Origin of the sequence: Candidatus Ponderosibacter sp. Uisw_141_02, assembly GCF_048087665.1 — a bacterium.
Lineage (GTDB): Bacteria > Pseudomonadota > Alphaproteobacteria > Puniceispirillales > Puniceispirillaceae > UBA3439.
Map to the genome: position 1 here is coordinate 1,524,715 of NZ_CP159807.1, position 21,623 is coordinate 1,546,337.

The 21,623-nt window shown below is 41.0% G+C and carries 21 protein-coding genes and 1 pseudogene; 11 read left to right on the forward strand and 11 right to left on the reverse strand.

Annotated features, from left to right (window positions below; genetic code table 11):
- The first annotated feature begins 17 nt into the window (after positions 1-17).
- Positions 18-680, forward strand: a complete 663-nt coding sequence (locus ABXT40_RS07680; RefSeq protein WP_443645031.1) for a methyltransferase domain-containing protein — start codon at positions 18-20, stop codon at positions 678-680.
- A gap of 19 nt (positions 681-699) precedes the next feature.
- The gene (locus tag ABXT40_RS07685; protein WP_443645032.1) at positions 700-1,794 is read left to right on the forward strand and encodes a glycosyltransferase; all 1,095 of its coding nucleotides are present in this window, start codon (positions 700-702) and stop codon (positions 1,792-1,794) included.
- 410 nt (positions 1,795-2,204) lie between these two features.
- Here ABXT40_RS07685 and ABXT40_RS07690 read toward each other — a convergent pair whose 3' ends face one another.
- Positions 2,205-2,567, reverse strand: a complete 363-nt coding sequence (locus tag ABXT40_RS07690) for a hypothetical protein (RefSeq protein ID WP_443647021.1) — start codon at positions 2,565-2,567, stop codon at positions 2,205-2,207.
- A 25-nt stretch (positions 2,568-2,592) separates the two neighbouring features.
- On the opposite strand from ABXT40_RS07690, the pseudogene ABXT40_RS07695 reads away from it, so the two are divergent.
- A pseudogene (locus ABXT40_RS07695) lies at positions 2,593-2,751 on the forward strand (integrase core domain-containing protein); the annotation flags it as partial.
- Between the two features lie 206 nt (positions 2,752-2,957).
- On the opposite strand, the gene ABXT40_RS07700 reads toward ABXT40_RS07695, so the two are convergent.
- The 3 genes from ABXT40_RS07700 to ABXT40_RS07710 all read right to left on the reverse strand — a co-directional run bounded on the left by ABXT40_RS07700 (position 2,958) and on the right by ABXT40_RS07710 (position 5,682).
- Positions 2,958-3,551 carry a hypothetical protein gene (locus ABXT40_RS07700; protein WP_443647022.1) on the reverse strand — a complete coding sequence of 198 codons (594 nt, stop codon included), beginning with the start codon at positions 3,549-3,551 and terminating at the stop codon, positions 2,958-2,960.
- Between the two features lie 599 nt (positions 3,552-4,150).
- Complete coding sequence (locus ABXT40_RS07705; RefSeq protein ID WP_443645033.1) at positions 4,151-4,723, reverse strand: SIS domain-containing protein; 573 nt, start codon at positions 4,721-4,723, stop codon at positions 4,151-4,153.
- Positions 4,720-5,682 (reverse strand): NAD-dependent epimerase/dehydratase family protein, encoded by a 963-nt coding sequence (locus ABXT40_RS07710; RefSeq protein WP_443645034.1) that lies wholly within the window; start codon positions 5,680-5,682, stop codon positions 4,720-4,722. Before ABXT40_RS07710 ends, ABXT40_RS07705 begins: the two co-directional genes overlap by 4 nt.
- 196 nt (positions 5,683-5,878) lie before the next feature.
- On the opposite strand from ABXT40_RS07710, the gene ABXT40_RS07715 reads away from it, so the two are divergent.
- From ABXT40_RS07715 to ABXT40_RS07730, 4 genes are read left to right on the forward strand one after another with little or no spacing between them, the layout of a single operon-like run.
- Complete coding sequence (locus tag ABXT40_RS07715) at positions 5,879-6,724, forward strand: glycosyltransferase family A protein (RefSeq protein ID WP_443646988.1); 846 nt, start codon at positions 5,879-5,881, stop codon at positions 6,722-6,724.
- Positions 6,717-7,595: a glycosyltransferase family A protein gene (locus ABXT40_RS07720; RefSeq protein WP_443645035.1), complete on the forward strand. Its 879-nt coding sequence runs from the start codon at positions 6,717-6,719 to the stop codon at positions 7,593-7,595. The genes ABXT40_RS07715 and ABXT40_RS07720 overlap by 8 nt, the downstream gene beginning before the upstream one ends.
- Before the next feature lie 48 nt (positions 7,596-7,643).
- Positions 7,644-8,606, forward strand: a complete 963-nt coding sequence (locus tag ABXT40_RS07725; protein WP_443645036.1) for an NAD-dependent epimerase/dehydratase family protein — start codon at positions 7,644-7,646, stop codon at positions 8,604-8,606.
- Entirely contained in the window at positions 8,576-9,826 is a 1,251-nt protein-coding gene (locus ABXT40_RS07730) for a nucleotidyltransferase family protein (RefSeq protein ID WP_443645037.1), read from the forward strand. Before ABXT40_RS07725 ends, ABXT40_RS07730 begins: the two co-directional genes overlap by 31 nt.
- Before the next feature lie 62 nt (positions 9,827-9,888).
- On the opposite strand, the gene ABXT40_RS07735 is transcribed toward ABXT40_RS07730, so the two are convergent.
- Genes ABXT40_RS07735 through ABXT40_RS07745 form a run of 3 tightly spaced genes read right to left on the reverse strand, consistent with a single transcriptional unit; the run spans position 9,889 to position 12,305 of the window.
- Positions 9,889-11,727, reverse strand: coding sequence for a carbamoyltransferase family protein (locus tag ABXT40_RS07735; protein WP_443645038.1), 1,839 nt, complete (start codon positions 11,725-11,727; stop codon positions 9,889-9,891).
- 12 nt (positions 11,728-11,739) lie between these two features.
- On the reverse strand, positions 11,740-11,886 hold the full coding sequence (locus tag ABXT40_RS07740) for a DUF5989 family protein (protein WP_443645039.1): 147 nt from the start codon (positions 11,884-11,886) through the stop codon (positions 11,740-11,742).
- 14 nt (positions 11,887-11,900) lie between these two features.
- Entirely contained in the window at positions 11,901-12,305 is a 405-nt protein-coding gene (locus tag ABXT40_RS07745; RefSeq protein ID WP_443645040.1) for an SxtJ family membrane protein, read from the reverse strand.
- Positions 12,306-12,445: 140 nt separating this feature from the next.
- On the opposite strand from ABXT40_RS07745, the gene ABXT40_RS07750 reads away from it, so the two are divergent.
- Genes ABXT40_RS07750 through ABXT40_RS07765 form a run of 4 tightly spaced genes read left to right on the forward strand, consistent with a single transcriptional unit; the run spans position 12,446 to position 17,368 of the window.
- Positions 12,446-14,296 (forward strand): ABC transporter ATP-binding protein, encoded by a 1,851-nt coding sequence (locus ABXT40_RS07750; protein ID WP_443645041.1) that lies wholly within the window; start codon positions 12,446-12,448, stop codon positions 14,294-14,296.
- Between the two features lie 25 nt (positions 14,297-14,321).
- The gene (locus ABXT40_RS07755) at positions 14,322-15,344 is read left to right on the forward strand and encodes a Gfo/Idh/MocA family protein (RefSeq protein ID WP_443645042.1); all 1,023 of its coding nucleotides are present in this window, start codon (positions 14,322-14,324) and stop codon (positions 15,342-15,344) included.
- A gap of 47 nt (positions 15,345-15,391) precedes the next feature.
- Positions 15,392-16,306, forward strand: coding sequence for a TylF/MycF/NovP-related O-methyltransferase (locus ABXT40_RS07760; RefSeq protein WP_443645043.1), 915 nt, complete (start codon positions 15,392-15,394; stop codon positions 16,304-16,306).
- Between the two features lie 6 nt (positions 16,307-16,312).
- The gene (locus tag ABXT40_RS07765; RefSeq protein WP_443645044.1) at positions 16,313-17,368 is read left to right on the forward strand and encodes a hypothetical protein; all 1,056 of its coding nucleotides are present in this window, start codon (positions 16,313-16,315) and stop codon (positions 17,366-17,368) included.
- On the opposite strand, the gene ABXT40_RS07770 is transcribed toward ABXT40_RS07765, so the two are convergent.
- The 4 genes from ABXT40_RS07770 to ABXT40_RS07785 all read right to left on the reverse strand — a co-directional run bounded on the left by ABXT40_RS07770 (position 17,345) and on the right by ABXT40_RS07785 (position 21,621).
- Entirely contained in the window at positions 17,345-18,646 is a 1,302-nt protein-coding gene (locus ABXT40_RS07770; protein ID WP_443645045.1) for a TIGR04372 family glycosyltransferase, read from the reverse strand. The two genes, ABXT40_RS07765 and ABXT40_RS07770, sit on opposite strands and share 24 nt — an antisense overlap.
- A 13-nt stretch (positions 18,647-18,659) precedes the next feature.
- Positions 18,660-19,541, reverse strand: coding sequence for a sugar nucleotide-binding protein (locus ABXT40_RS07775; protein ID WP_443645046.1), 882 nt, complete (start codon positions 19,539-19,541; stop codon positions 18,660-18,662).
- 67 nt (positions 19,542-19,608) lie between these two features.
- Positions 19,609-20,586, reverse strand: coding sequence for a GHMP family kinase ATP-binding protein (locus ABXT40_RS07780; protein WP_443645047.1), 978 nt, complete (start codon positions 20,584-20,586; stop codon positions 19,609-19,611).
- A gap of 333 nt (positions 20,587-20,919) precedes the next feature.
- Positions 20,920-21,621 carry a nucleotidyltransferase family protein gene (locus ABXT40_RS07785; RefSeq protein WP_443645048.1) on the reverse strand — a complete coding sequence of 234 codons (702 nt, stop codon included), beginning with the start codon at positions 21,619-21,621 and terminating at the stop codon, positions 20,920-20,922.
- Between the last annotated feature and the right edge of the window lie 2 nt (positions 21,622-21,623).

A 21,623-nucleotide genomic window follows, 5' to 3' on the forward strand; every position in this document is an offset into this window, starting at 1 on the left:
AAGAACAGATTAAGATTATGATCAAACGCATTCTGAAATTGTTTTTGCCTCAATTTATCCGGCAATGGTTGGTAGCTATTCGCAAACGCATTCGATATACAGTGAGAAAATACATTCTCAAGGCTGAAATCAGGAAAAGCACCCCGTTAAAGATCATTGTTGGTGCTGCTGAAACGCATCAGCAAGGTTGGCTATCGACAAACGAGCAATGGCTGGACATTACCAGCGAAGAACAGTGGTACAGTTTTTTTGGCGACCAGCAATTGATAAGCCACATCGTGGCGGAACATGTGTTTGAACATTTAACACAGGAGGGTGCAATTGCTGCCCTTGAAAGCATGAGAAAACGCCTTGTGCCGGGTGGCAAGATACGGATCGCGGTTCCCGATGGATATAATCCTAAACCAGAATACATTCGTCATGTGGGTATCGGCGGCATTGGCGATGATGCAAGCGACCACAAGCAACTGTTAAATGCAGATAGCCTGTCCAAACTGATGATAGCAGCTGGCCTGACGGTTCAGCATATCGAAGGCTACACCAAAGACGGGGAACTCATCACCAATCAATGGCACGCCGATGACGGCTTTATTCGCCGCAGCCGGCAAAATATGTCCAAGGAATCATGGAACTTTCCGGACGCTGCTACATCCTTGATCGTGGATGGCTCAAAACCATGAGCAAGGCCCGGAGCGCACCATGAATGACACCGTAATGCTGGGGACAATATCGCTTCACAATATGGCTGGTGGGCTGGAACGGAACATCATATATCTGGCCAATTATCTTGCTAGCACAGGCCGAAAAGTGGTGTTGCTTACCTTCGATTTGCCCGATGCATCATCTTTCTTTGAGATTGATCAACGGGTTATTTGGGTCAAGTCGGGTACAACAAAACCACACACCAAAATAAGCCTGAAGGAAAAGTTTCGCCTCATCGGATTAATACGCAAGACCATACAGCAACATGAAGTAAAGCAGATAATCTGCTTTACGCACGGGTTATTGATGCGCTTTTTGGCGGCCGCATTCGGCTTGAAAATTCAAACGATTTGCACCGAACGAAATTCATTAACTATGTATGACTTCACAAGTTATCGAAAATGGAGTTTGAATTTCTGTCTATTATGTTTTGTGGACAAAATCGCCGTGCAGTTTGATGCCTATAAGAATGATTACCCATTTTGGATTCGGCACAAAATCATCACAATTCACAATCCCGTATTCGCCCCAAAATCCTACACTGATCTCTCAAAGCGCACTATTTTAGCTGTCGGTAGGTTGACCACACAAAAGCGTTTTGACCTGATCATTAAGGCATTTGCCGACACTGCAAAGACGCATCCAGATTGGCGGCTAAACATTGTTGGCGATGGGCCTTTGCATGATGATCTGATGGCGTTGATAAAGGCGCTGGGCGTCGCTGATATCGTCTCTATTTCCGCGCCAACAAAATCAATCACAAACATCTATAAAGACTGTTCCATTTTCGCGATCGCATCACAATGGGAAGGGTTTCCAAATGCCCTAGCCGAAGCCTTGTCATGCGGCTTGCTTGGTGTCGGGTTCAGCCGAACAGCTGGTGCCTCTGACCTTATTCAAGATGGTTTCAACGGCGCCCTCGCCCATGGCGAGACCACATCACAACATTTTTCAACGGCCCTTACCAACCTCATTGAAAAAGAGGCGCAATGGCACACCATGTCCAACAATGCCATGCAAATCTCGAACACATATTCAGTTGCGGCTTGGCAGGCTGCCTGGCTAAATGCCTTGCGGGCTTCAGATGTCTAATGACTTTAGAAATTTGCCCGAGTAAAACCTTGACGCACCAGTGCCCTTTTGCGCTTTCACAGAATATCCAAGTGTGAAATTTTAAAGAGATTGTCATTGAAGCTATCGATTTCTGCAGCGTGTCTGAATTTTAATTGCATCTGTAAAATAGCTAGGATAGCCAGCGAGAGAGACCTGCGTTTTCCGAAAGGGCCGAAGAAATTGTCTTAGCCCCCTAAAACTTTGCAATTAGTAGATGTTCACAGGAGGTTTTGAGAACTAAACGGAGACGGCATTTGGATCAAGTTTAAGTGACGATTTTGCGTGAGATCGACGTTCATTTACATAGTAGGCTAGACGTCGTGCGTTACCGCCGTAAGGCTGGGATTTCAATTAAGGCCTATTACTATTGGCGCAAGAAGGTTGGCGGGTTAACCGTAAGAAGGAAGTGCTTTTTTTGAAATGAAGAAGGCCTGCAATAGCACCACCTGCATAAGAAGCAGCGGCGGCTTTATCATCAGGACAGCGATGTCATGAGGTTGCGGCCCACACACCTCGACCATATATCCTGGGCCATCAACTTTGTTCAAAATAAACTCAGCAATGGGCGCTGTTCCAAAATGCTGACAGCCCTGGATCAACACACACATAAGGTACTGTAAGTAGTGGCATGCCCTAAGATGACTGCGATCAATGTTTTTGACGGATTGCACCCAGTGTTGATTAAACATGTCAAACCTAAGTTCATGCGCTCTGACAACAAGCTTGAACACGTTTCGTTGCACTTCCAGCACTCGTAAACCGTTCTTTATCCAGCCAATGCTAACCTATTCAGGCAGCTCACGAGAGAACGGACATAACGAACGCTTCAACGGAACACCTAGACAGGAAGTGCTTGATGCTGAACTGTTCCAAAACACCAAATATGCTCAGGAAGCAATCAACTCCTGGCTCAGGCTATATACCCAAATCAGACCTCATCACGCTTCAGACATGAAACTACTGGTTGCGAAAACCTTATTAGAGAAAACCAAGATAATAACGCTAAGAAATGGAGCAAACCCCAGTGATAATAGCAAACAACCTCATTGCAAACTTAGTTCTATTATTTTACCAGGAGCGTTACAAATCTTCGCGATTTTTTCAAAACCATCCATGAATATTTTAAGGCAAAAAAGGCGGTGTCAAACACCACATTTTAATACCGTATACCCGACATTCGACTCACCTCTTTCGATGATTTCCCAGCGAGGATTTCGATCACAAAAATCCGACAAACAACGAAAGAGCGCATCCAATGGCTTGTCTTGCGCAATAGTTGTATCGTGCGCAACGATATACTTGTTCACGTATCCAGCGTGCAGGCGCAATTCTTTTTCCATGTGAAATCTTTTATGCAACGAGTCTATCACAAGCATATCTACGCGCCGATAGCTTAGGGAACTCAATGCAGCAGAGTTCGCTTCAGTTACAACGAGCTCAATACCGTGGGTGTTGCAATATGGTTCTGCAAGAGACTGCAGCTTCCAACGATATTTCTCTTGGTTGATGTCAATCAACTCCATGTATTTTGGTTTATAGGCACCAGTCATTACTGCAGCAGCAGAACCTCCTTGATGAGTGCCAATCTCTTTATATGACTCGCAATCTTTCATGTAATGCCTAATAGCGTCATGCATAGCACAATAATCTTCACCGTGATGTGCTTGCTGTTGCGACCTAATCTCGCTATAAAACTCCTCTACTGAGGTTACATGATTTAGTTCCGCTGTCAGCATAGTTAATTAATCCCTCCGCTTTACTCATGTCTAGTTATCAGCTGCGCCAAGTTGTCGATATAAACACCGTTATTCGCTCTTGCGTTTATAATCGATTTATTTTTGGGTGACGTATAAACGATCTCATGTTTACGAACGACAACTCCGACATCAAAAATTAGCATTTTTTTGTTCTAGTAACACGGTAATGGCTATTGCCACACCGCTACAATCTAGGGGAAAATTCAGAAATCCCTATTACAAGTTAAATTTAACCAAATCTTCACTAGGCATAAAATCAGTCGCAATATAATCCAGTTAATTCGAAAAAATGCTCTAGTATCTGTTGTTCAACAGACAACGCCGAGCAACAAGCAGTCCTCTTGCCGATCATCTATCAGAAGTGTCCAAGCCGACAAACGTCGTGAGGACGAAACCAACCCTATTCCTTTTAAATTACCAATCCATATCTCCGCGATGCCAAACAAAAATTGAAAATCTATAATGTTGCATTGCCTCTGTAATACACCTAAGCGGTTAGAACCGGTAAATTTGATCTTACCGGAGCGAAGGCGCTTAACACAAAATCACTTCAAATTCAAATACGGCACTTGGTGTCCCTAGATTTCTGACCTTTTGTCAAACAGCCATTTTGAAATAATATGCAAAATAACCATCTGTAAATCTTCACTTACCTGCATATCGTCGATTGATGTGTGTATTGCCCTGTCAACCAGATGCTTTGCTTTTCCGCCATCAAATCCCAGAATTCCATAGGACTTTACACGCGCCGTCTTAGCTTCCTCTAATGCCCTTAAAATATTTGGTGAATTTCCGCTGCCAGACAAGACCAGTAATATATCATCCGGCTCGGCAAGCACGCTTAACTGATAAGAAAATATGTTTTCATAGCCCTCATCATTTGCCAAGCATAGGAGCGTTGCTGGATTTGCAGCGAGAGAATGGCACCGTATGCCTGATCCTTTTTTCTTGGAAATGCCATAAATCAGGTCATTGGCGATGTGATTGGCATTCGATCCACTACCACCATTTCCACAGACAAAAAACTGTTTTCCAGTCTTCCAACAGTCAAACAGATCACTCGCCAACTCATCGATTATTTTCGTATCAATAAGACCTAGCTGCGCATGAACGTCTTCCTGATACTTCGATATGTACGTATCAATGTTCACGTTAAATCCTCTTGGTGATCAAGGTGCAATTCTCTTTGCTTCATCCAATTCAGATTATGCCATCTTTCGTCGTCATCCAGCGTTTTGTCGCGATAGGCCACGACTATTTCATTGATTGCATCTTGCACTTTGAATTGTGGAGCAAACCCCGCCTCTAATATTCTATCCGAATTCACACGGTATGAACGCGGATCATTCGACGGTGTGACCTCGATCGGCACATCGACAACTTCTCTTACCATCTCGGCAATGTCCATTATCGAAATATTTTCAAAACCGACATTAAAGATGCCTGTGTGTTGAGGGTTGTCGAGGAAAAACAAATAGGCCGAGGTTATGTCTTCAATATGCACATTTGGACGTATTTGATTCCCTCCAAAAACAGTAATCTTTCCATGTTTCAGGGCGCTTAGCGTTAACAAATTGACGGAAACATCAAAGCGCATACGCGGCGAAATACCACACACTGTGGCGGGCCGCAAAATCTGGACAATCATCTTGTCTGCGTAAGACAGCATGCAACGCTCGGCCACCATTTTAGTTTTGTTATATTCAGAAATCGGAACGAGCGGCAGGTCTTCAGTAACATTTTCTTCCTCTTTCAGCCCATAAACACTGCCAGAGGATGCATATATGAACCTTCGGACGCCTGCGCGGGCCGCCATATCTGCTAACGCCATCGTGGCAAGACAACTCGTCTCCCAAGTTAATTTAGGGTTCAAATCACCTGTCGGATCATTGGCAATCGACGCAAGGTGAATGATGCCATCAAAGCCATCAAGTTCGATCTTGTGCGCATCGATAACGCTTCGCTGCTCGATTTCCAAATTGGCATGCGGCGATAGGAAGTTTCCAAACCACATCGTGTCTAACACTTTGACGCTATGTCCATTCGCAAGAAGTTTAGGCACCAATACGGAGCCTTTGTAGCCACAACCACCAGTTACTAATAGTTTCATAATTTTTCTCGTTAATTTCCAAGCGGTGCAGATGACCAATGATCGTCACCGTTCAGTATTAAAGTTGACTTAATAAATACATGGCATAAAAAGTATCTACAAAGTATTGAAAGCGACCCAAATGTCAACATTTAACAACCCGATAGAGCAATCAGTAAGCGTAGGCCCAGCCCCGAGTCCCAAGTTTTCCATTTGCATGGTCAACTTAAACATGGCTGACTTTATTGAGGCGTCAATATTGAGCATTTACAACCAATTGACTGAGCAATTTGAAATTGTTGTAGTTGATGGGGGATCGAATGATGGCAGTCTGGAGATACTTCAACGTCTAGAAAAAGAGCTTGATCGGATTCGTCTGATCGCACTACCCCGAGATCCAGACCGAAAACTAGGTACAGACCGCAACATATCCATAGAAAATGCTCGTGGCGAATATGTAATGCTTCACTTGGACTGTGATGATTTGTACCTTCCATATATTCCGGATTGGGTGGAAGTTTTCTTGAGTATAGAAGCTGCATACGGGCCAGACATACTCGTTTCAGGTGAACAGATAAATATGGGTAGAAAATCATTTTTGCTAAGCCATGGACCATATAAAAATCTTCATTTTGAAGACAGAGAATTATGGACCCGCTTAGCAAAAATTGGATGCTTGATAAAACTCCAACACGCGCCGATCAGGATCCGGATGAAGATTCCACAGCCCGCCAGAACAATTAAAGTATTCAAGCGCACCTATGTTCGAATATTGGAAGATCTCCAGCAGCCTCAAAACCGATTTTTCAAATATTGCTGGACGCAAATTAGTCAAAAAAATAATTTGGGCTTCAAACTTAGGCTATTTAGGTTGGGCATGTGCTGGCTCGTGCTCCCACATTACACTTGTGCGGGAAAAACCAAAACCGATGAGAGACATGATCGACCTCAGAACATAGAAGATTCCGAAAAAAAATCTTTGCGGGCACTGTTGTGTACTAAGGGTATTGATGAAAAAACAGTTAAATTAAGCCCATCTGGAAGGAGTATTTTCTTTGACTGAAAAGGATCCTCTTTACTCTATTTGCATGATTAATCTCAACATGGCGCCCACTATTTCAAAAGCGATAAGAAGTGTGGCAGTTCAATTAGATGAACATTTTGAGATCGTCGTTGTTGATGGTGGCTCATCCGATGAGAGCATCGAAGAAATAATCACTCTGCAAAATGAATTTCCAATCATTCGTTTGCATAAATTACCACGCGATAAACGACGGCGTATTGGCGCCGACCGAAACACCAGCGTTGAACTGGCACGTGGTAAATATGTCTTATTGAATATTGACTGCGATGATTACTATGCAAAACATTTACAAGACTGGATCTATTGTTTTCATTTGATAGAAAAACATGTTGGTAAGGATGTTTTGGTTAGCGGGGAACACATCAACATGATCAAAAAGTCGCTATTCATTGAACTTGGAGGCTACAAGAATATCCGATTTGAGGATAGAGACTTGTGGATGCGTTGCGCATCACTTGATAAATGGGTTCGTTGGCAACACCGAGACTTCGTCACCCGAATGGAACGGACTACTAAGCAGCGATTGTTCAAAGTTTTTATTGAGAACGCCTACGGGGTTTTAAATGACTTCCAACAGGGGCTTACATTGCGCAAGTTTCTTATGCTACAAATTCGCCAACTATTGCAAAACACAACTACCAACGCAATCATCAAAACGTCATACGCAATTCCGGCCTATATAGCCTCGCGGTTACTACCGAGGCTCAATAGTGACCATGATTTTGACCCTATATCATTCTCCAAGTACAGATTTGAGGGTGCCAAAACCTTACCTCAATTAGTATCGGTTAAAAAAAACGTGGTTGTTAAAAAATTTATCAACCCGGAGTCTGAGCACATTTTTTTTTGATTTAATACGAACAACTTTATACCTAACAGCATAGGACTGAATGATGAAATGGCAAAAGTACTAGTAACGGGCGTCGCCGGCTTTGTGGGTAGCCACCTTTGTGATAGTTACCTTCGGGAAGGTCATGAGGTCATTGGCATCGACAACATGTCATCAGGATTTGAAGAAAACCTTAGAAATGCCGAACAACAAAACTCATTCTCATTCTTTAACGTGGACATAACAGAACCCTCCTCATTGGAAAAAATTTTTTCAGGTGTTGATATTGTTGTTCATATGGCTGCGAACGCGGATATTCGCGGGGGGCTTCACAAGCCCGGTTATGACCTACAACAAAACACAATAGCCACACACAATGTGTTAGAAGCAATGCGCATTAATGGTGTGAAGCGGATCATCTTTGCCTCTAGTGCTGCAGCTCTTGGTGAGCCTTCCGAATTCCCCACGCCAGAAAACTGTGCAACGCCCCTTCAAACCTCGCTCTATGGTGCATCCAAAATGGCCTGCGAAGGCTTGATCTCTGCATATTGCGAGGGGTTTGGGATCGAAGGATACATCTTCCGATTTGTATCTTTACTTGGACCAAGATACCCGCACGGGCACGTGATTGACTTTGTAAAGCAGCTACGGAAGAACCCTGGAAGTTTGGTGGTATTAGGAGACGGAACTCAAAAAAAATCTTACTTACATGTTGAGGATTGTGTTGAAGCGATAAGACTTGTCGAGCAGAAGCGAACAGCCACTTCTGCAAAACACAATGTTCAAATTTACAATTTAGGTTCAGACGCCTTTATAACAGTAAAACAGTCTGTATCTTTCATCTGTGATAGTTTAAACTTAAGTCCGAAAATCCAATATGGCCAAGGAAACAAGGGTTGGGTTGGGGACAATCCCTTTGTTTTTTTGGACACATCAAAAATTAAGTCAGAGGGTTGGAGGGCAAAACATGATATCGAAAGTGCAATTAGAGCAACTGTCGAATGGTTAGACAAAAACAGCCCCCTCGTTTAAATAAAATTAACCAGATTGTTATTGCAGCTGGAGGGGCTGGCACAAGGCTGGTCAGTGAGGGCATAGAAAGCCCGAAAGCACTGGTCAACATCGATGGCATCCCTGTCCTTTCTCGTATGCTTCGACTTGCCAGCAGTCAGAAAATTGAGCGCGCTACTTTATTGTTACATCATGGCAGTAATGAAGTAATCAGTTTCTACCAAAATGTTGAGCGCTTAAACATTGACATAGATTATTCGATTGAGTCAGCGCCTTTGGGTAATGGAGGGTGCTTAAAATATGCTCAGGCCATGCTCAACGATTGTTTTTTTTATGTTTATGGAGACCTTATTTTTAATGTTGATTTAAATCGAATGGCATCACAACACTTCCGATCACAAGCAGACATCACGTTGTTTGCACACCCAAGTGATCATCCATTTGATGCGGATTTAATTGATGCAACAGAAGATGGCAGGGTTCATAAAATCCACAACTATCCTCACAACAAACGTCCTATCCGAAATCTTGTAAACTCAGCAATTTATATACTTTCACGCTCGGTTGTCGACCTTATCCCGCCAGTTAAGAGTGATTTTGCTCGCGATATACTCCCTCTGGCTATCAAGCGTGGCCTAAAGGTAATGGTATACCGCTCCCGCGAATACGTAAAAGATATGGGTACTCCTGAGAGGATTCAAAAGGTTACAGAACATATTAGGCAGGGTTTGCTCGAAAAAATGCAGATCAAAAATCCGATCCCTGTAGTCTATTTCACACCTGAAACGCTAGTAAAGAAGTGGGAACAAGATCGTCCTGAATTTGTGACCACAAATCACGTTGAAAAAGTAATAGGAGCGCTAAATGATTGTGGATGCTTATGTATCCTTGCTTTACCCAAAAACTATATTAGGGATGCTGGTGGAAAAAATAATAACTTGTTGTTAAGGTCGATTGACGATCACTTGGCGAAGACATCGGCGTTTTTCGATGATCACCTAGAGTATAGTGCAACTAGCTTAGCCACGGGCATCACCGATCTACATGAAACATACAATTTTGACGCTCAAAGAACGCTGGCGGTTTCTTCGTCAACATCACAACAAACTCTATTTCAGAATTTAAAAATTCCAGTATATCTATTATCTTTCATCAGCGAAATTGTGAAAAACAACGAACACAAATTATGTCCGCAATCCTTTTTTGCAACGCTAGAGGCAACATTAAAGAGAACACAATAATCAAGTTAGCGTAGCTGTCCGATGTTACCAGCAGTTATTTGGCAACGTTAGGCATGAATTATTCAATCCAACTCAAATAAATGTTCGTAGCTTTTAATAAGGCTTGGGTTCTGTGAAGTCTTTTTTAAATAAAAATTACCAATAACCAGTGTCTCAATATGGGTGCCCATAAAACATCTGAAGGCATCACTTGGTGAACAGACGATCGGCTCACCCCTTACATTAAAAGAAGTGTTTACAACTACTGGGCAACCAGTTTGGCCGTGAAAAGAGGTAATTAAACGATGAAACCTTTCGTTGGTGCGTTTTGAAACAGTTTGAACACGCGCACTGTAATCAACATGCGTTACCGCTGGTATCTCAGAACGTGTCACATCAAGCTTAGCTAATCCCAATTTAATTTTTTCTTCGTTTGATAAGGCTTTCCGTTTATCCCTCTTAATATCTGAGACGAAAAGCATGTAAGGCGATGGAACATTTGTGTCAAACCATTCGGTTAAATGCTCCTCAAGAACACTGGGGGCAAAAGGCCTGAACGATTTACGGAATTTAACTTTTAAATTCAAATTTTTTTGAGTTTCTGGAGAGCGTGGGTCAGCTAGAATACTTCTATTCCCTAATGACCTTGGACCAAACTCCATCCTTCCCTGCATCCAACCAACTGCCTTGCCCTCAGCCAAATCTTTTGCTGTTTGAGAAAACAGCTCCTCATCGTCAAGCCACTCAAAAGTGGCCCCAAGGTCGTCTAATTCTTTTTCTATGTCTTTAGACGAAAACTCCGGGCCTAAATAACTTCCCAACATACAATCATGTTTTGACGACCGCCGAACTTTTTCCTTGCCCAGGTAAGAGTTAGCAAAATAAGCTGCTCCAATTGCTCCACCCGCATCACCAGCAGCAGGCTGTACCCAGATTTCTTTAAATAAATTTTCGCGGAGAAGTTTGCCATTGGACACGCAATTAAGCGCCACACCACCAGCCATGCAAAGGTTATTGGACCCAGTCAATCGTTTGGCAAATTTAGCCTGCTTGATGACAATGTGCTCGGTTACTTTTTGGATGGAAGCAGCAATGTCCATGTGTATTTGACCGAGAGGACTCTCCGGCTTTCTTATTGGAACATCAAATAGTGACGATAGTTTATCCCCAACCATGCTTTCTCCGGAGCAGTATTCAAAGTAATCCATATCCATAAAAATAGACCCATCGTCATAAACGGTGATCAAATTGTCCATTATATTATTGAAATATTTTGGCTTTCCATAGGGCGCCAGGCCCATTACTTTGTACTCTCCAGAATTTACTCTGAAACCCAAATACTGCGTAATGCTAGAATAAAGCATCCCCACTGAGTGAGGGAAGGCTGTTTCACGCAGAATTTCAATTTTATCATCGCACCCGTGACTTAAAGACCCAGTGGCCCATTCTCCGACTCCATCTAATGTCAAGATCCCAGATTCTTGAAACGTTGATGGGAAGAACGCGCTCGCCGCATGGCTCTGATGATGCTGGCAAAACAAAATTTGGTCACTCTGAATAACTCCTTTCCCGAAAATGAGGTTTAAGCATTTAAAAATATTTTCTTTTTGAAACAGCTTATCCGTTACCCAAACAGGCATGAATTTGCAAAAATTTTTCATACCAAAAGGTGCAACAGCAAAAGCTGTTTCGATGATCCTATCAAATTTTAAGAATGGCTTTTCGTAAAAAATTACAAAATCTATGTCGCGAGGTGAGATACCAGCTATTTTCAAACACGACATTATGGAATGAAAAGGAAAACGCATATCGTGCTTGACCCGCGTAAACCTCTCTTCTTGGACGGCCGCCTTCAATACCCCGTCACTCAGTAAACATGCTGCTGAATCATGGTAAAAGCAGGAAATACCAAGTATGATCATGAGATTATACCTTTAAAACAAAGTATATATGAATGGTGAGAGTGCTGTCCCACTTACAGCAAACAGCAGAGCTCCAAAGAGTAAAAACACTAAAAGTATCGGTAGCATCCAAAGCTTTTTATTTTGGATAAGAAATTCAACAAACTCTTTGAAAAACATCGCCCCCCCCAGAGTCAAAACTGGTTTTTAAGATTAGCGGCTACAGAGGAACTAACCGACGGGGTTTTCCACATCGTCTCTCTCTTACCCTTTTGTATTAACAAAAAGTCACGTTTTTTCAGCCGAAAAACCAACGAGCACGGAACGATCAAAATCATGTAGAGCGCTCCCATAATTAATGGGTTCACTAAACCACCCATGACAGAACCAAGTTTTACCCACTGCTGCTTAAAAAGCTCTAATTTCTCTGGAAACAACCAAGCAGAAAAAATTAGTGCTGACCCCACAAACAGGAAAATTAACTGTAGACCGTTGATTTCTTGCAAAAGAAAGGCAGCCATCAAAACAAAGACAATGCCAACTGAGTATCCAAAGGATCGATTACTGACCGGCCTCTCAAATGCTTTGTGCGGATCCATGTGTTGCTCTCCAGCAGAATCGGTTCTAAAAACCAACTTTTTTTCCTAAACCTGATCATGCCAAATTAAAACTGTAAAAGAAAGGGGAATTTGCTATACGTTCACCAAGTACAATACGACCGTTAATATCAAGGTGGACAATGAACATTTATAATACGTTTAGTAACATTTCAGATCTCCTGTGTCTTACAAAAAAACTACTTAATTTTTCAACGCAAAAAAACACCAAATCTTTACTTATTCTTTTGCTGCTTTATTTGTGTAGTGCATTGCTTGAGGTCAGTGGAATAGGAGCTGCTCTACCCTTCATCTATTCAATAGTGAACGTTGATAGTCTAAAAACTATAGAGATCCTGGGCCTCTCCGTTAACGGACTTGGCGTTACAAATACTGGGAGCATTCGAATTTTTTTCGGTTCAATATTTGTATTGCTTATTTTACTCTCCAATTTCTCTCGAATTTTTTTAATCGCTTATCAAGCAAGACTGATAGCGCAAATTTCCGCAAAAATAAGCAACGATATTTTTAAAAAAATAGTATTACAACCGCTGTCTGGGCACTTTCACACCAGCAGTTTAAATGTGATTGGCACCCTGACAAACGATGTATCAAATTCAATGGGTATCTTGAATAATTTGATAACTTTTTTTTCGAACTTCATTGTTATTATTTCGGTCGTAATAATGATTTTTTTCCTAAACCCAACCCTAACCCTTTTGCTATTTGGAGCGGTGGGCAGCTCTTATTTAATTTCAACGTTCCTCGTATCGACAAATCTGAAATTAAACAGCAAAGAAGTTTCTGAAGGATACCAATCAAGCATAAAACAGGTCCAGGACTCCCTTAACTCCATTAGACAAATCAAATTGGGCGGAAAAGAGGATATCTTCATCAAAAATCATTATGATGCCGAATTAAAGCACAGGCTTGCGAAATCGAAAAACTTTTACCTTTCCGCTGCGCCAAGGCTTATCATTGAGGGCCTAGCTTTGGCTGGCATTTGCATTGGCGCTGTTATTACATTAGAGCGTGGTATTTTGCCTGCAGACCTTTTACCCATGTTGGGGTTGATCGGCATCGCACTGGCACGTTTGCTGCCGCTTTTTCAACAGATATACAATGCATTTTCATCAACCCAAGGAGCGGAAACCTCTCTAAGAAAAACACTGGCACTAATAGAAAAAGAAGAGGAATGCAGAAGCGAAGGTGCCAATCACAGCACAATCAATTTAAAGTCACACATAGAATTAAAAGGCATTAAATTTAGATATTTGGAAAGCGGAGCTAAAAGACCAAATAAAAAACTAGTTCTTAATGGCATAAGCCTTCGAATTGAAGCAAACCAAATCACAGCAATCACTGGTTCGTCTGGGAGCGGAAAGAGCACCCTCGCAGACATAATAATGGGGTTGCTTGAAAGCGAATCTGGAAGCTTTGAAATCGATGGAAATTTATTACATCCAGAAAAAAAAACTAGTTGGCGAAATTCAATTGCCCATGTTGGTCAAGATATCTACGTTGCAGAGGACACTATCGCATCCAATATAGCTTTTGGAACGAACGCTGATGATATCGACTACAACAAGGTGCAATGGGCGGCAAGAATGGCACATATTGACTCTTTTATTGAGGCGCAAGTGCAGAAGTATAAAACACAGCTGGGGGCGCAAGGAATACTTTTGAGTGGGGGACAGCGACAAAGGATCGGCATCGCAAGGGCATTATACAACCAATCTTCGTTGCTGCTACTAGATGAAGCAACAAGCTCACTGGATGGGAATACAGAAGATGAAATCATCGAAACTGTGCGAGCCATATCTGAGCACACCTGTGTTATATTCATAACTCACAGAACGACCACGCTCCGAAAAGCACACAAGATTTTTCAGATTGAAGATGGAAGGGTGGTGGCAGAAGGTGATTTTTCCACACTTATGCAAACTTCACCAATATTTCAGTCCCTCATAAAATACGAAAACAATCCAGATTAACAGTGAATTTTGGAGCAACAACAAAATGAAAAGACGTGTCGGTGTAATAGGTGGAGGAATGATGACGCAAGTTGGGCACCTCCCATTTCTTTTCAAAAACCACAATATTGAAGTTGTCTCAGTGGCAGAAACAAGACCAAGTGTAAAAAATTATCTTAAAACATTGTATAAAGGCCTAAATTTTGTAGATGATTATCGCGCTCTCTTCAATGAGGGGCTGGATTTTATTTTACTCAGCGCCCCAAGAGACTGCGTTTTTCCCCTCTCTATAGAAGTTATAGAGAACGGCATTTCATTGGTCACAGAGAAACCAGCTGTTCACAACTTAAATCAGGCATATCAATTACAGGCTGCGCTTCAAACACATCAAGTCGATTATTTTGTTTGCTACATGAAACGATATGACACAGGCATCCAACAGCTCAAAGAAAAAATCAAAGAGTTTAGGAAATCAGGCGAAGCTGGAAAGCTTGTTTCAGTGCATTTTGAGAACCACAACGATGGGTATGCTTTTCAGCCGCCGCCTCATGTTCGACCAACAGAGTCTCGACAGTGCAGGTTTCCAATATCCGAATGCGCCCCTACTTTTCTTCCATCAAATCTCCTCGAGACATATAAATGGTTTAATAATGCTATTTCGCACGATATTAACTTGATAAACTTTTTGCTTGGTAAATTCACTGATATAGAGTTCCATACTTATGTGAACAACTTTCGCGTTGAAGGACATGGAATAGCAGATGGACTACATATTACGTTTGACGTAAGTAAAAGAAAATTAAAGAGTTGGCATGAAAAGGTTTGGGTTCGCTTTGAAAAGGAGTCCCTAACTGCTGAGTTACCTTCTCCGATGAACACAAACGGTGTTTCAAAAATATTTTCAAATAAAGGCCCGTTAAGAACGCGTGGGCCCAAAAAATGGTGCTTTGAGAACCAAGCACATGGGTACATGAATAGTATTGACAGCCCCCTATCCAGTATTAACGAAGTTATTGAAGATTACGAATTAATCGAAAAAATCTGGTTAAATACTAGTAAAGGACCTTAGATTTTACTCATTTGTTTCGTTAGGATGAACTTCGGGAAACTACAGCTATGAAAATTAAAACAAAAAAACTTAAACAAAAAGTGCTGTCTTCTCTCAGAGGTCGGCTAAACAGGTACATGCAGAAAGCTGAGTGGTTTTCAAGGCGTTCACTTGGAGATTTTTTTCAGACGCCTGAGAAAATAGCAATCCTAGCCAAGTCATATGGCACACACATCTCGAAGAAATCCCCACACTACCTTCCTTGGGTTGGGGACAAAACCTTCATATTAGATTTAGAGGAAGCCTATAATCTAGGTTTTCCAAAAGACAAGGACAAATTTGAGCCAAGTTATTGGTCTCGCAAAATACTTGAGGAAGAAATACAAAAAGATATTGTGCGAAGGTATATGGTTTACCAAACATCATGCCATTGCATAAAACTTGGTGGAAACTTCGTAGAATTTGGCGTGCATCGAGGAGTGGCAGCCGCTCTAATGGTCAACCAAATAAGACGTTGGAACCAAATTAGCAAATCAGCCAGGGTTGAATATTTTGGCTTTGATAGCTTTGAGGGTGTCAGTGAACCAAATCCAAAAGACACTACTTTATTTGGCTACAAACGTTGGAAAAAACACAGCTTAAAACTCAGCTGGGATAACTTTGAATATTTAAACAGAGCTCTAAATCAGCTGGTTTGCGACAAACACAAAATTCACTTGATAAAAGGTTGGATACCTCAAACATTTGAAGAAGTTGACGTTGGGCAGGTATCATTTGCACTTATCGATGTAGACTTATATGAGCCAACAAAACAATCATTGGAATGGATATACCCCAAACTTTTAAAGACAGGCATCTTGCTGTTTGATGATTACGGCGACCCTGAGTGTATTGGAGCAAAGGAAGCGATTGATGAATTCAGCAAAAAAAACGCACCTCTCATACATCTTCCTGACGGGTTAGCAATGATGATAAAAAGCTAGGTCAAAATGCGAAAATTGCTATACATTTTAATTATTATTTCAAGTGGCTTTGGAATTTTAGAACTACTTGCTAACTTGGCGATACAAAGCAGCTTTGTTAACCGGGCTGCCTATATACCAAAAGGGTACTTGGACTTTTATCAAGAAAACTATTCTACGCTACACCACCTGAGAGATGTGAACAAAGCGACGCACATCGAGTCAAAAGAGGAGTATATCTATACTTATTTAAATGAAAGCTCTGATGACCGCCCAGTATTGGTATACTTGGGAGACAGTTGGGGGGAATACTATGAGTGGCCTAACGTAAAACAATCCCAAAAGAAATTCGCGGAACAACGAAATATCACCAGCATTGGAGCTGGTATAAGCTCGTATGCGCCCTCTACCATAACTAGCCAAGTCAATTTATTACGTGAAAAATTTAAAATTAGCTTTAGCCACGCAATAGTTTTCATAGATCAAACAGATTTTGGCGATGAACTATGTCGTTACAAAAATCTCAGGGAGGTTGTGAATGGGAAGGTCGCGGTTCGACCTGAACCCCATGAAAGCAACGAAGTATACTCGTTATCGTATTTCTTCCAAAAACAAAACACCCTTCGGGATGATGGGTTAGCACTATTAAATATTTTGGAAGCTACTTTTCATAAGTTTAGATATGAAATGTTAAAATCTAAACAGCGACGTTGCACATGGGATGAGATCTCAAAGTATTTGAAATACGGAGCTACAGACGAAGAAAAACAATATTTCCTATCAACCTTGCATGATTTGATTAAAGCTTTGACGTCTGATAAAAATTTAAAGCAAGTTCTTTTAGTTACGCATCCTCATTATAAACACTTGGACAATTCGTATTCCTTTTATTTGGGAGATCTAATAGCAAATGCGGACTTCATTACGCAGAACCCTTCCGTTAAACTGATAGATCTAAGAAATCAATATAATTATAAACTTCGACCGGAGATTTATATCGAGGGTGATTTGGCATCCCACGTGCGCCCTACCATTTATGAAAAAGAACTCCTGCCTGTTCTACACCAAATGCTGGACTTTTGATTTATCATATAAATCTCTATCTTGGCTAAACTCTCCTCGTACACCTGCCAAGTGCTTAGACTCTAGGAACCTTCCTCTGTGACCAAAACAAAAATGTTGATCTGTGATGTAGTCTGCGCCATCACAGCCAATCTCTAAACCTTCAACTGCAACAGTAACAGCAAGCCTGATTTCTTCAGGGGTGTTATCCTCCAGAAGATAACCTAATTGATGCAATTCATTCATGGTGAGATTTTTCGTGAATGGCGGAGTTAAGAGTTCTGGCAAGGAAAGATTTTCACCTTTCTTAATGCTGACAAGCTTCTTAAGCAAACACAGATCCCCCTCTAAAGACAAAAAGGCAGATTGTGGATTATACCAATTAACATTTACAGAGCGCGTATTGAACAACATTGGGATTGCGCTTGGCCCAGATGTGCAACCAATAAAAAACACGCACTGAGACATTAAATAAATGTCTAACATTTCCGAGCGCAACTCTGAGTGAGCGTAATCAAAAAACTTATTTCCAAGACTGCCAAATTTCTTATCTAATTTTGTAGCAGAAGGATCCCCAACTCTGACAACCTGATACCCCTTTTGAATAAGATACTCTGATGCTTCAAAATAATTATTGATATCAGCATTTCTCGTATTTTGCGATTTTATACCATAAAATCCTGTATCTCGGGCATGTATGCAAACAATCGGATCTCGGATTGAAAGGTTTTCTAGCTGCTTCCTGCAATCAGAGATGTCTTCTTGTGGCATTTCAACGAGAGATTTGCCGATTTTTTTTTCAAATTTTTGAAAAATAGAGTTTGTGATTGGCTTCTCGAAGTTAGTAGTGTCAAAGTTTACACCGCTGTCCTCTCGATACACTGGAGACAAGAAAAAAGGTGAAAGTAACAAACACAAAAATTGGGAATGAATAAGACAACAGTGACTACGATAGAGTTTTACTAAGTAACGGTTTGCCAGGGATTCTGAGGGCGCCATCACAAAAATCTTTTTATGATTTAGCCCGGCTAATGCATATTCACGAAGTAGCAAGTCAAGGTAGAAAATCGAACCAATTTGTTCCAAATCAACGTTAACAAATCGAAATCCACACATTTTAAAAGCAAAACTTATTGGAAGAAATAAATAGGAAAAAGCGACTTGGAGGCTGATGATTAGCACTCTTAAAAACGATTTAAAACCTTTCTCTTGGGTAAATTTTTTAAATTCACGACTATTGACTCTGACTCGAGCATAACGGTACGGAACCGATAAAAATTTAAAATATCGCTGCATCATAATCAAAGCTTAGTCAAAAGTTACTTTGTTTTGCTAGTAAAGAAAATGCCTGAGATAAACTTATAAGTTGATAAGGGTAAACATCCTTAAGTCTCTCAATCGAAAGAGTGACATCCTTTGGACGATCTTCCAAAAAAACCTCACTCATCCGGATAATTTTTATTTTTTTCCTATCGTAATTTCGTAGGAATTCGGAACTATTAATTAAACTATCAATGATTGAGAGTCTGGTTTCAGCACTCTCTCCCCCAACATTATAACAACCAACGAGATCATTTTTGACCAGGTGAAGCAGTATTTTGGCCACATCATCCGCAAAAATGGGGGTAAACTGCTGCTCTTCAATGATCATTATTTCTTCATCATTACTCAAACTTTTGATCCATGGCCATATCAAACCGTTATCAAAAGAAGCCACTGACAACATTTTTCCCAATCTCACAATTAATATTTTTACACCATGAACCGAAGTTAAGAAATTTTCGACTGCAAATTTTTGTTTCCCATATTGTGTTGTTGGGTTTGCCGGATCTATCTCTCTCGAGAATTGCTTGTTTCCTTCATAGACATGGTCTGTAGAAGAAAAGATAATATTAATCTTACGCTGCGACAGTTCATAACAAAGCTCACTTATTCTAAAAACGTTGAGATGACGCGTTTGATTTGGAAATCTTGCACAAAAATTGAGATCAGTATTGCCAATAAGGACAAATGCATTTTTTATTGACGCTGGTAAACGTGACACAAATGCGGCAATATCTGTGCTTTGAAGATTGAATTCAAAACACCCTTCATGCACAGCAACTCGGGAGGTGGTGTAGCACTTTTCTCTGAGTTCTCTGCGAATATGATAAGCTAAGAGTCCATCCCGTCCAAAAATTAAATTTTCATACAAAGCTTAATCTTTCAATAATATGCTCTCATATGCTTCCCTGCTTCATTGCAACCTGCTAACACATTACTCAACTCAGGTAAACGAGCTGGCTTCCCCCTTCGTGAAGATCAGTCTCTAAGCGGTTGAAATCCTGTAATGAGACGCATATCTCTTGCTGCTTATCTGGCGGAGCGATTAATAAAAGAAAACCTCCCCCACCTGCCCCTAGTAACTTGCCTCCCCATGCTCCCGAACTGATAGCTTTTTGATACATTTCATCAGTCAGCGCGTTAGAGGTGCACGAAGTCAACTGTTTTTTTAACATCCAAGACTCATGAAGAAGTTCACCAATTCCTTGAAAATTTTCGTTGCTCAATAATTCAATAAAAGGATTCACTAATTCACGAATTTTCAAGACTAGTTGTGTTGCGGTTTTTCCTCTCGATAACGCCTTTTCTTGGTGGCTCAAAATATCAGCGCTATTCCGAGAAATACCTGTGTAAAAAAGCATCATGTGCCGTGCTAATCTCTTTTTAACTTTATTTGATACTAATAGTGGGTTAACCGAAACAGCCCCACCTTGATGGAATGTAATTTGATTTAAACCTCCATAGGCAGCCGCATATTGGTCTTGTTTGCCTATAGGTGACTTACATATATCAATCTCTATCTTGCACGCCATTTGGGCGAGTTCCTCAGAAGATAGGGGACGCTTGGAATAAACATGAAGCGAATGCAGCAAGCATACCGTAAAAGCGCTCGAGGAACCAAGGCCTGTTCCTTTTGGAACATCCGCCATGGAGCTCAATTCAACACCTTTAAAAACCCTCATTTCTGATAATGCTGCCTTAATTAGAGGGTGTTGCAAATGATCGATACAGTCCACCTCTTCAGTGATTGAGTAAGCAGCTCGAATTCTATCGTCAAACTTTGGCTTCATTGCAATGTACATAAATTTATCGATTGCAGTTGACACCACAGTGCCACCAAATTTTTCGTAGAAGGCTGGTATATCGCTCCCTCCACCGATAAAACTAATACGCATTGGAGTTCGACAAATAATCATAGGCATACCTTCCAAAAATATCTTATTCAGATATCTCAATCAACAGACAGTTACTCTCTGTCTCCATAGTTTCGATCATAACCAAAATATTAATCAGCCCTGGCAAACCAACACAGTGGGCTTATAACTCTTACATGTAGAGGTGATTTTCCAAACACAATTAATGCGTAAAGAAAACAAAAAGAAAACGACAAAACTCGTTACCCTATTGGACTATGACATTAGCCGAGAGATAAAGCCAACTGATCTTCCAAAACACTTTAGCGTTATCGCTATGTGCCCCGGTGATGGTATAAAAATTATCAACATAGGGCGCGATCAAAGTAACCTTTTTTATTCAGATTTGGCATATAAATTTGCTTTTTGGAGGTTTTCTGGCGTGCCGACATCTACAAAGAAGCCTGAATGTTGAACAGAAAGAATTCTTCCTAAAAATTTAGGTAAAGTTTCCTTTGAAAAATCAACGTGGTGAGAGTAATTTCTTTTTATTTCAAGCATTGCCTCCGGCGATAGGATAAAAATCGCACTATTCGCGATATTACCCATAGGCGTAACTTCTTTTTCATAAATTTTTTTTACGATGCGGTGTTCATCTAGTAAAAAAATACCGCACGTTTCAGGTGTGCTAGTGCTGTGGGTAAGCGCTACAACTGAACAATTTTCGGGTCTTGTATCATAAGCATCCCGTAGCGCAGAGAAATCAACCTTTGCATAATTATCAGCATGCATAACCAATCCAGGCCCATCTTTAAAAAAATTCAGATTGTCTGCAATCGAACCCGCAGTGCCCTTAAGATTTTCTTCAAAAACAAGTTTTACATCTATACCCAAATCAGTATTTTGTAAAAACTGCGACACTTTATTGTGCAAATAATGTGAATTTATCAAAAATGGTCCAAAACCCTGTTCACTCAACCTCTGCAGCCAAAATTGTAGCAATGGTTTACCGTCAACATTAACAAGGCATTTTGGGGTGTTAATGGTAATGGGGCGCAAACGCAATCCCAACCCTGCGGCCAACAGAAAGCAGCGCATAC

What these genes read in the sequence shown, in the direction of transcription:
- ABXT40_RS07680 (WP_443645031.1), top strand. Translation starts at nt 18, where the DNA reads ATGATCAAACGCATTCTGAAATTGTTTTTGCCTCAATTTATCCGGCAA.
- ABXT40_RS07685 (WP_443645032.1), top strand. Translation starts at nt 700, where the DNA reads ATGAATGACACCGTAATGCTGGGGACAATATCGCTTCACAATATGGCT.
- ABXT40_RS07700 (WP_443647022.1), bottom strand. Translation starts at nt 3,551, where the DNA reads ATGCTGACAGCGGAACTAAATCATGTAACCTCAGTAGAGGAGTTTTAT.
- ABXT40_RS07710 (WP_443645034.1), bottom strand. Translation starts at nt 5,682, where the DNA reads ATGAAACTATTAGTAACTGGTGGTTGTGGCTACAAAGGCTCCGTATTG.
- ABXT40_RS07715 (WP_443646988.1), top strand. Translation starts at nt 5,879, where the DNA reads ATGGTCAACTTAAACATGGCTGACTTTATTGAGGCGTCAATATTGAGC.
- ABXT40_RS07725 (WP_443645036.1), top strand. Translation starts at nt 7,644, where the DNA reads ATGGCAAAAGTACTAGTAACGGGCGTCGCCGGCTTTGTGGGTAGCCAC.
- ABXT40_RS07730 (WP_443645037.1), top strand. Translation starts at nt 8,576, where the DNA reads ATGGTTAGACAAAAACAGCCCCCTCGTTTAAATAAAATTAACCAGATT.
- ABXT40_RS07735 (WP_443645038.1), bottom strand. Translation starts at nt 11,727, where the DNA reads ATGATCATACTTGGTATTTCCTGCTTTTACCATGATTCAGCAGCATGT.
- ABXT40_RS07740 (WP_443645039.1), bottom strand. Translation starts at nt 11,886, where the DNA reads ATGTTTTTCAAAGAGTTTGTTGAATTTCTTATCCAAAATAAAAAGCTT.
- ABXT40_RS07745 (WP_443645040.1), bottom strand. Translation starts at nt 12,305, where the DNA reads ATGGATCCGCACAAAGCATTTGAGAGGCCGGTCAGTAATCGATCCTTT.
- ABXT40_RS07750 (WP_443645041.1), top strand. Translation starts at nt 12,446, where the DNA reads ATGAACATTTATAATACGTTTAGTAACATTTCAGATCTCCTGTGTCTT.
- ABXT40_RS07755 (WP_443645042.1), top strand. Translation starts at nt 14,322, where the DNA reads ATGAAAAGACGTGTCGGTGTAATAGGTGGAGGAATGATGACGCAAGTT.
- ABXT40_RS07760 (WP_443645043.1), top strand. Translation starts at nt 15,392, where the DNA reads ATGAAAATTAAAACAAAAAAACTTAAACAAAAAGTGCTGTCTTCTCTC.
- ABXT40_RS07765 (WP_443645044.1), top strand. Translation starts at nt 16,313, where the DNA reads ATGCGAAAATTGCTATACATTTTAATTATTATTTCAAGTGGCTTTGGA.
- ABXT40_RS07770 (WP_443645045.1), bottom strand. Translation starts at nt 18,646, where the DNA reads ATGATGCAGCGATATTTTAAATTTTTATCGGTTCCGTACCGTTATGCT.
- ABXT40_RS07780 (WP_443645047.1), bottom strand. Translation starts at nt 20,586, where the DNA reads ATGATTATTTGTCGAACTCCAATGCGTATTAGTTTTATCGGTGGAGGG.
- ABXT40_RS07785 (WP_443645048.1), bottom strand. Translation starts at nt 21,621, where the DNA reads ATGCGCTGCTTTCTGTTGGCCGCAGGGTTGGGATTGCGTTTGCGCCCC.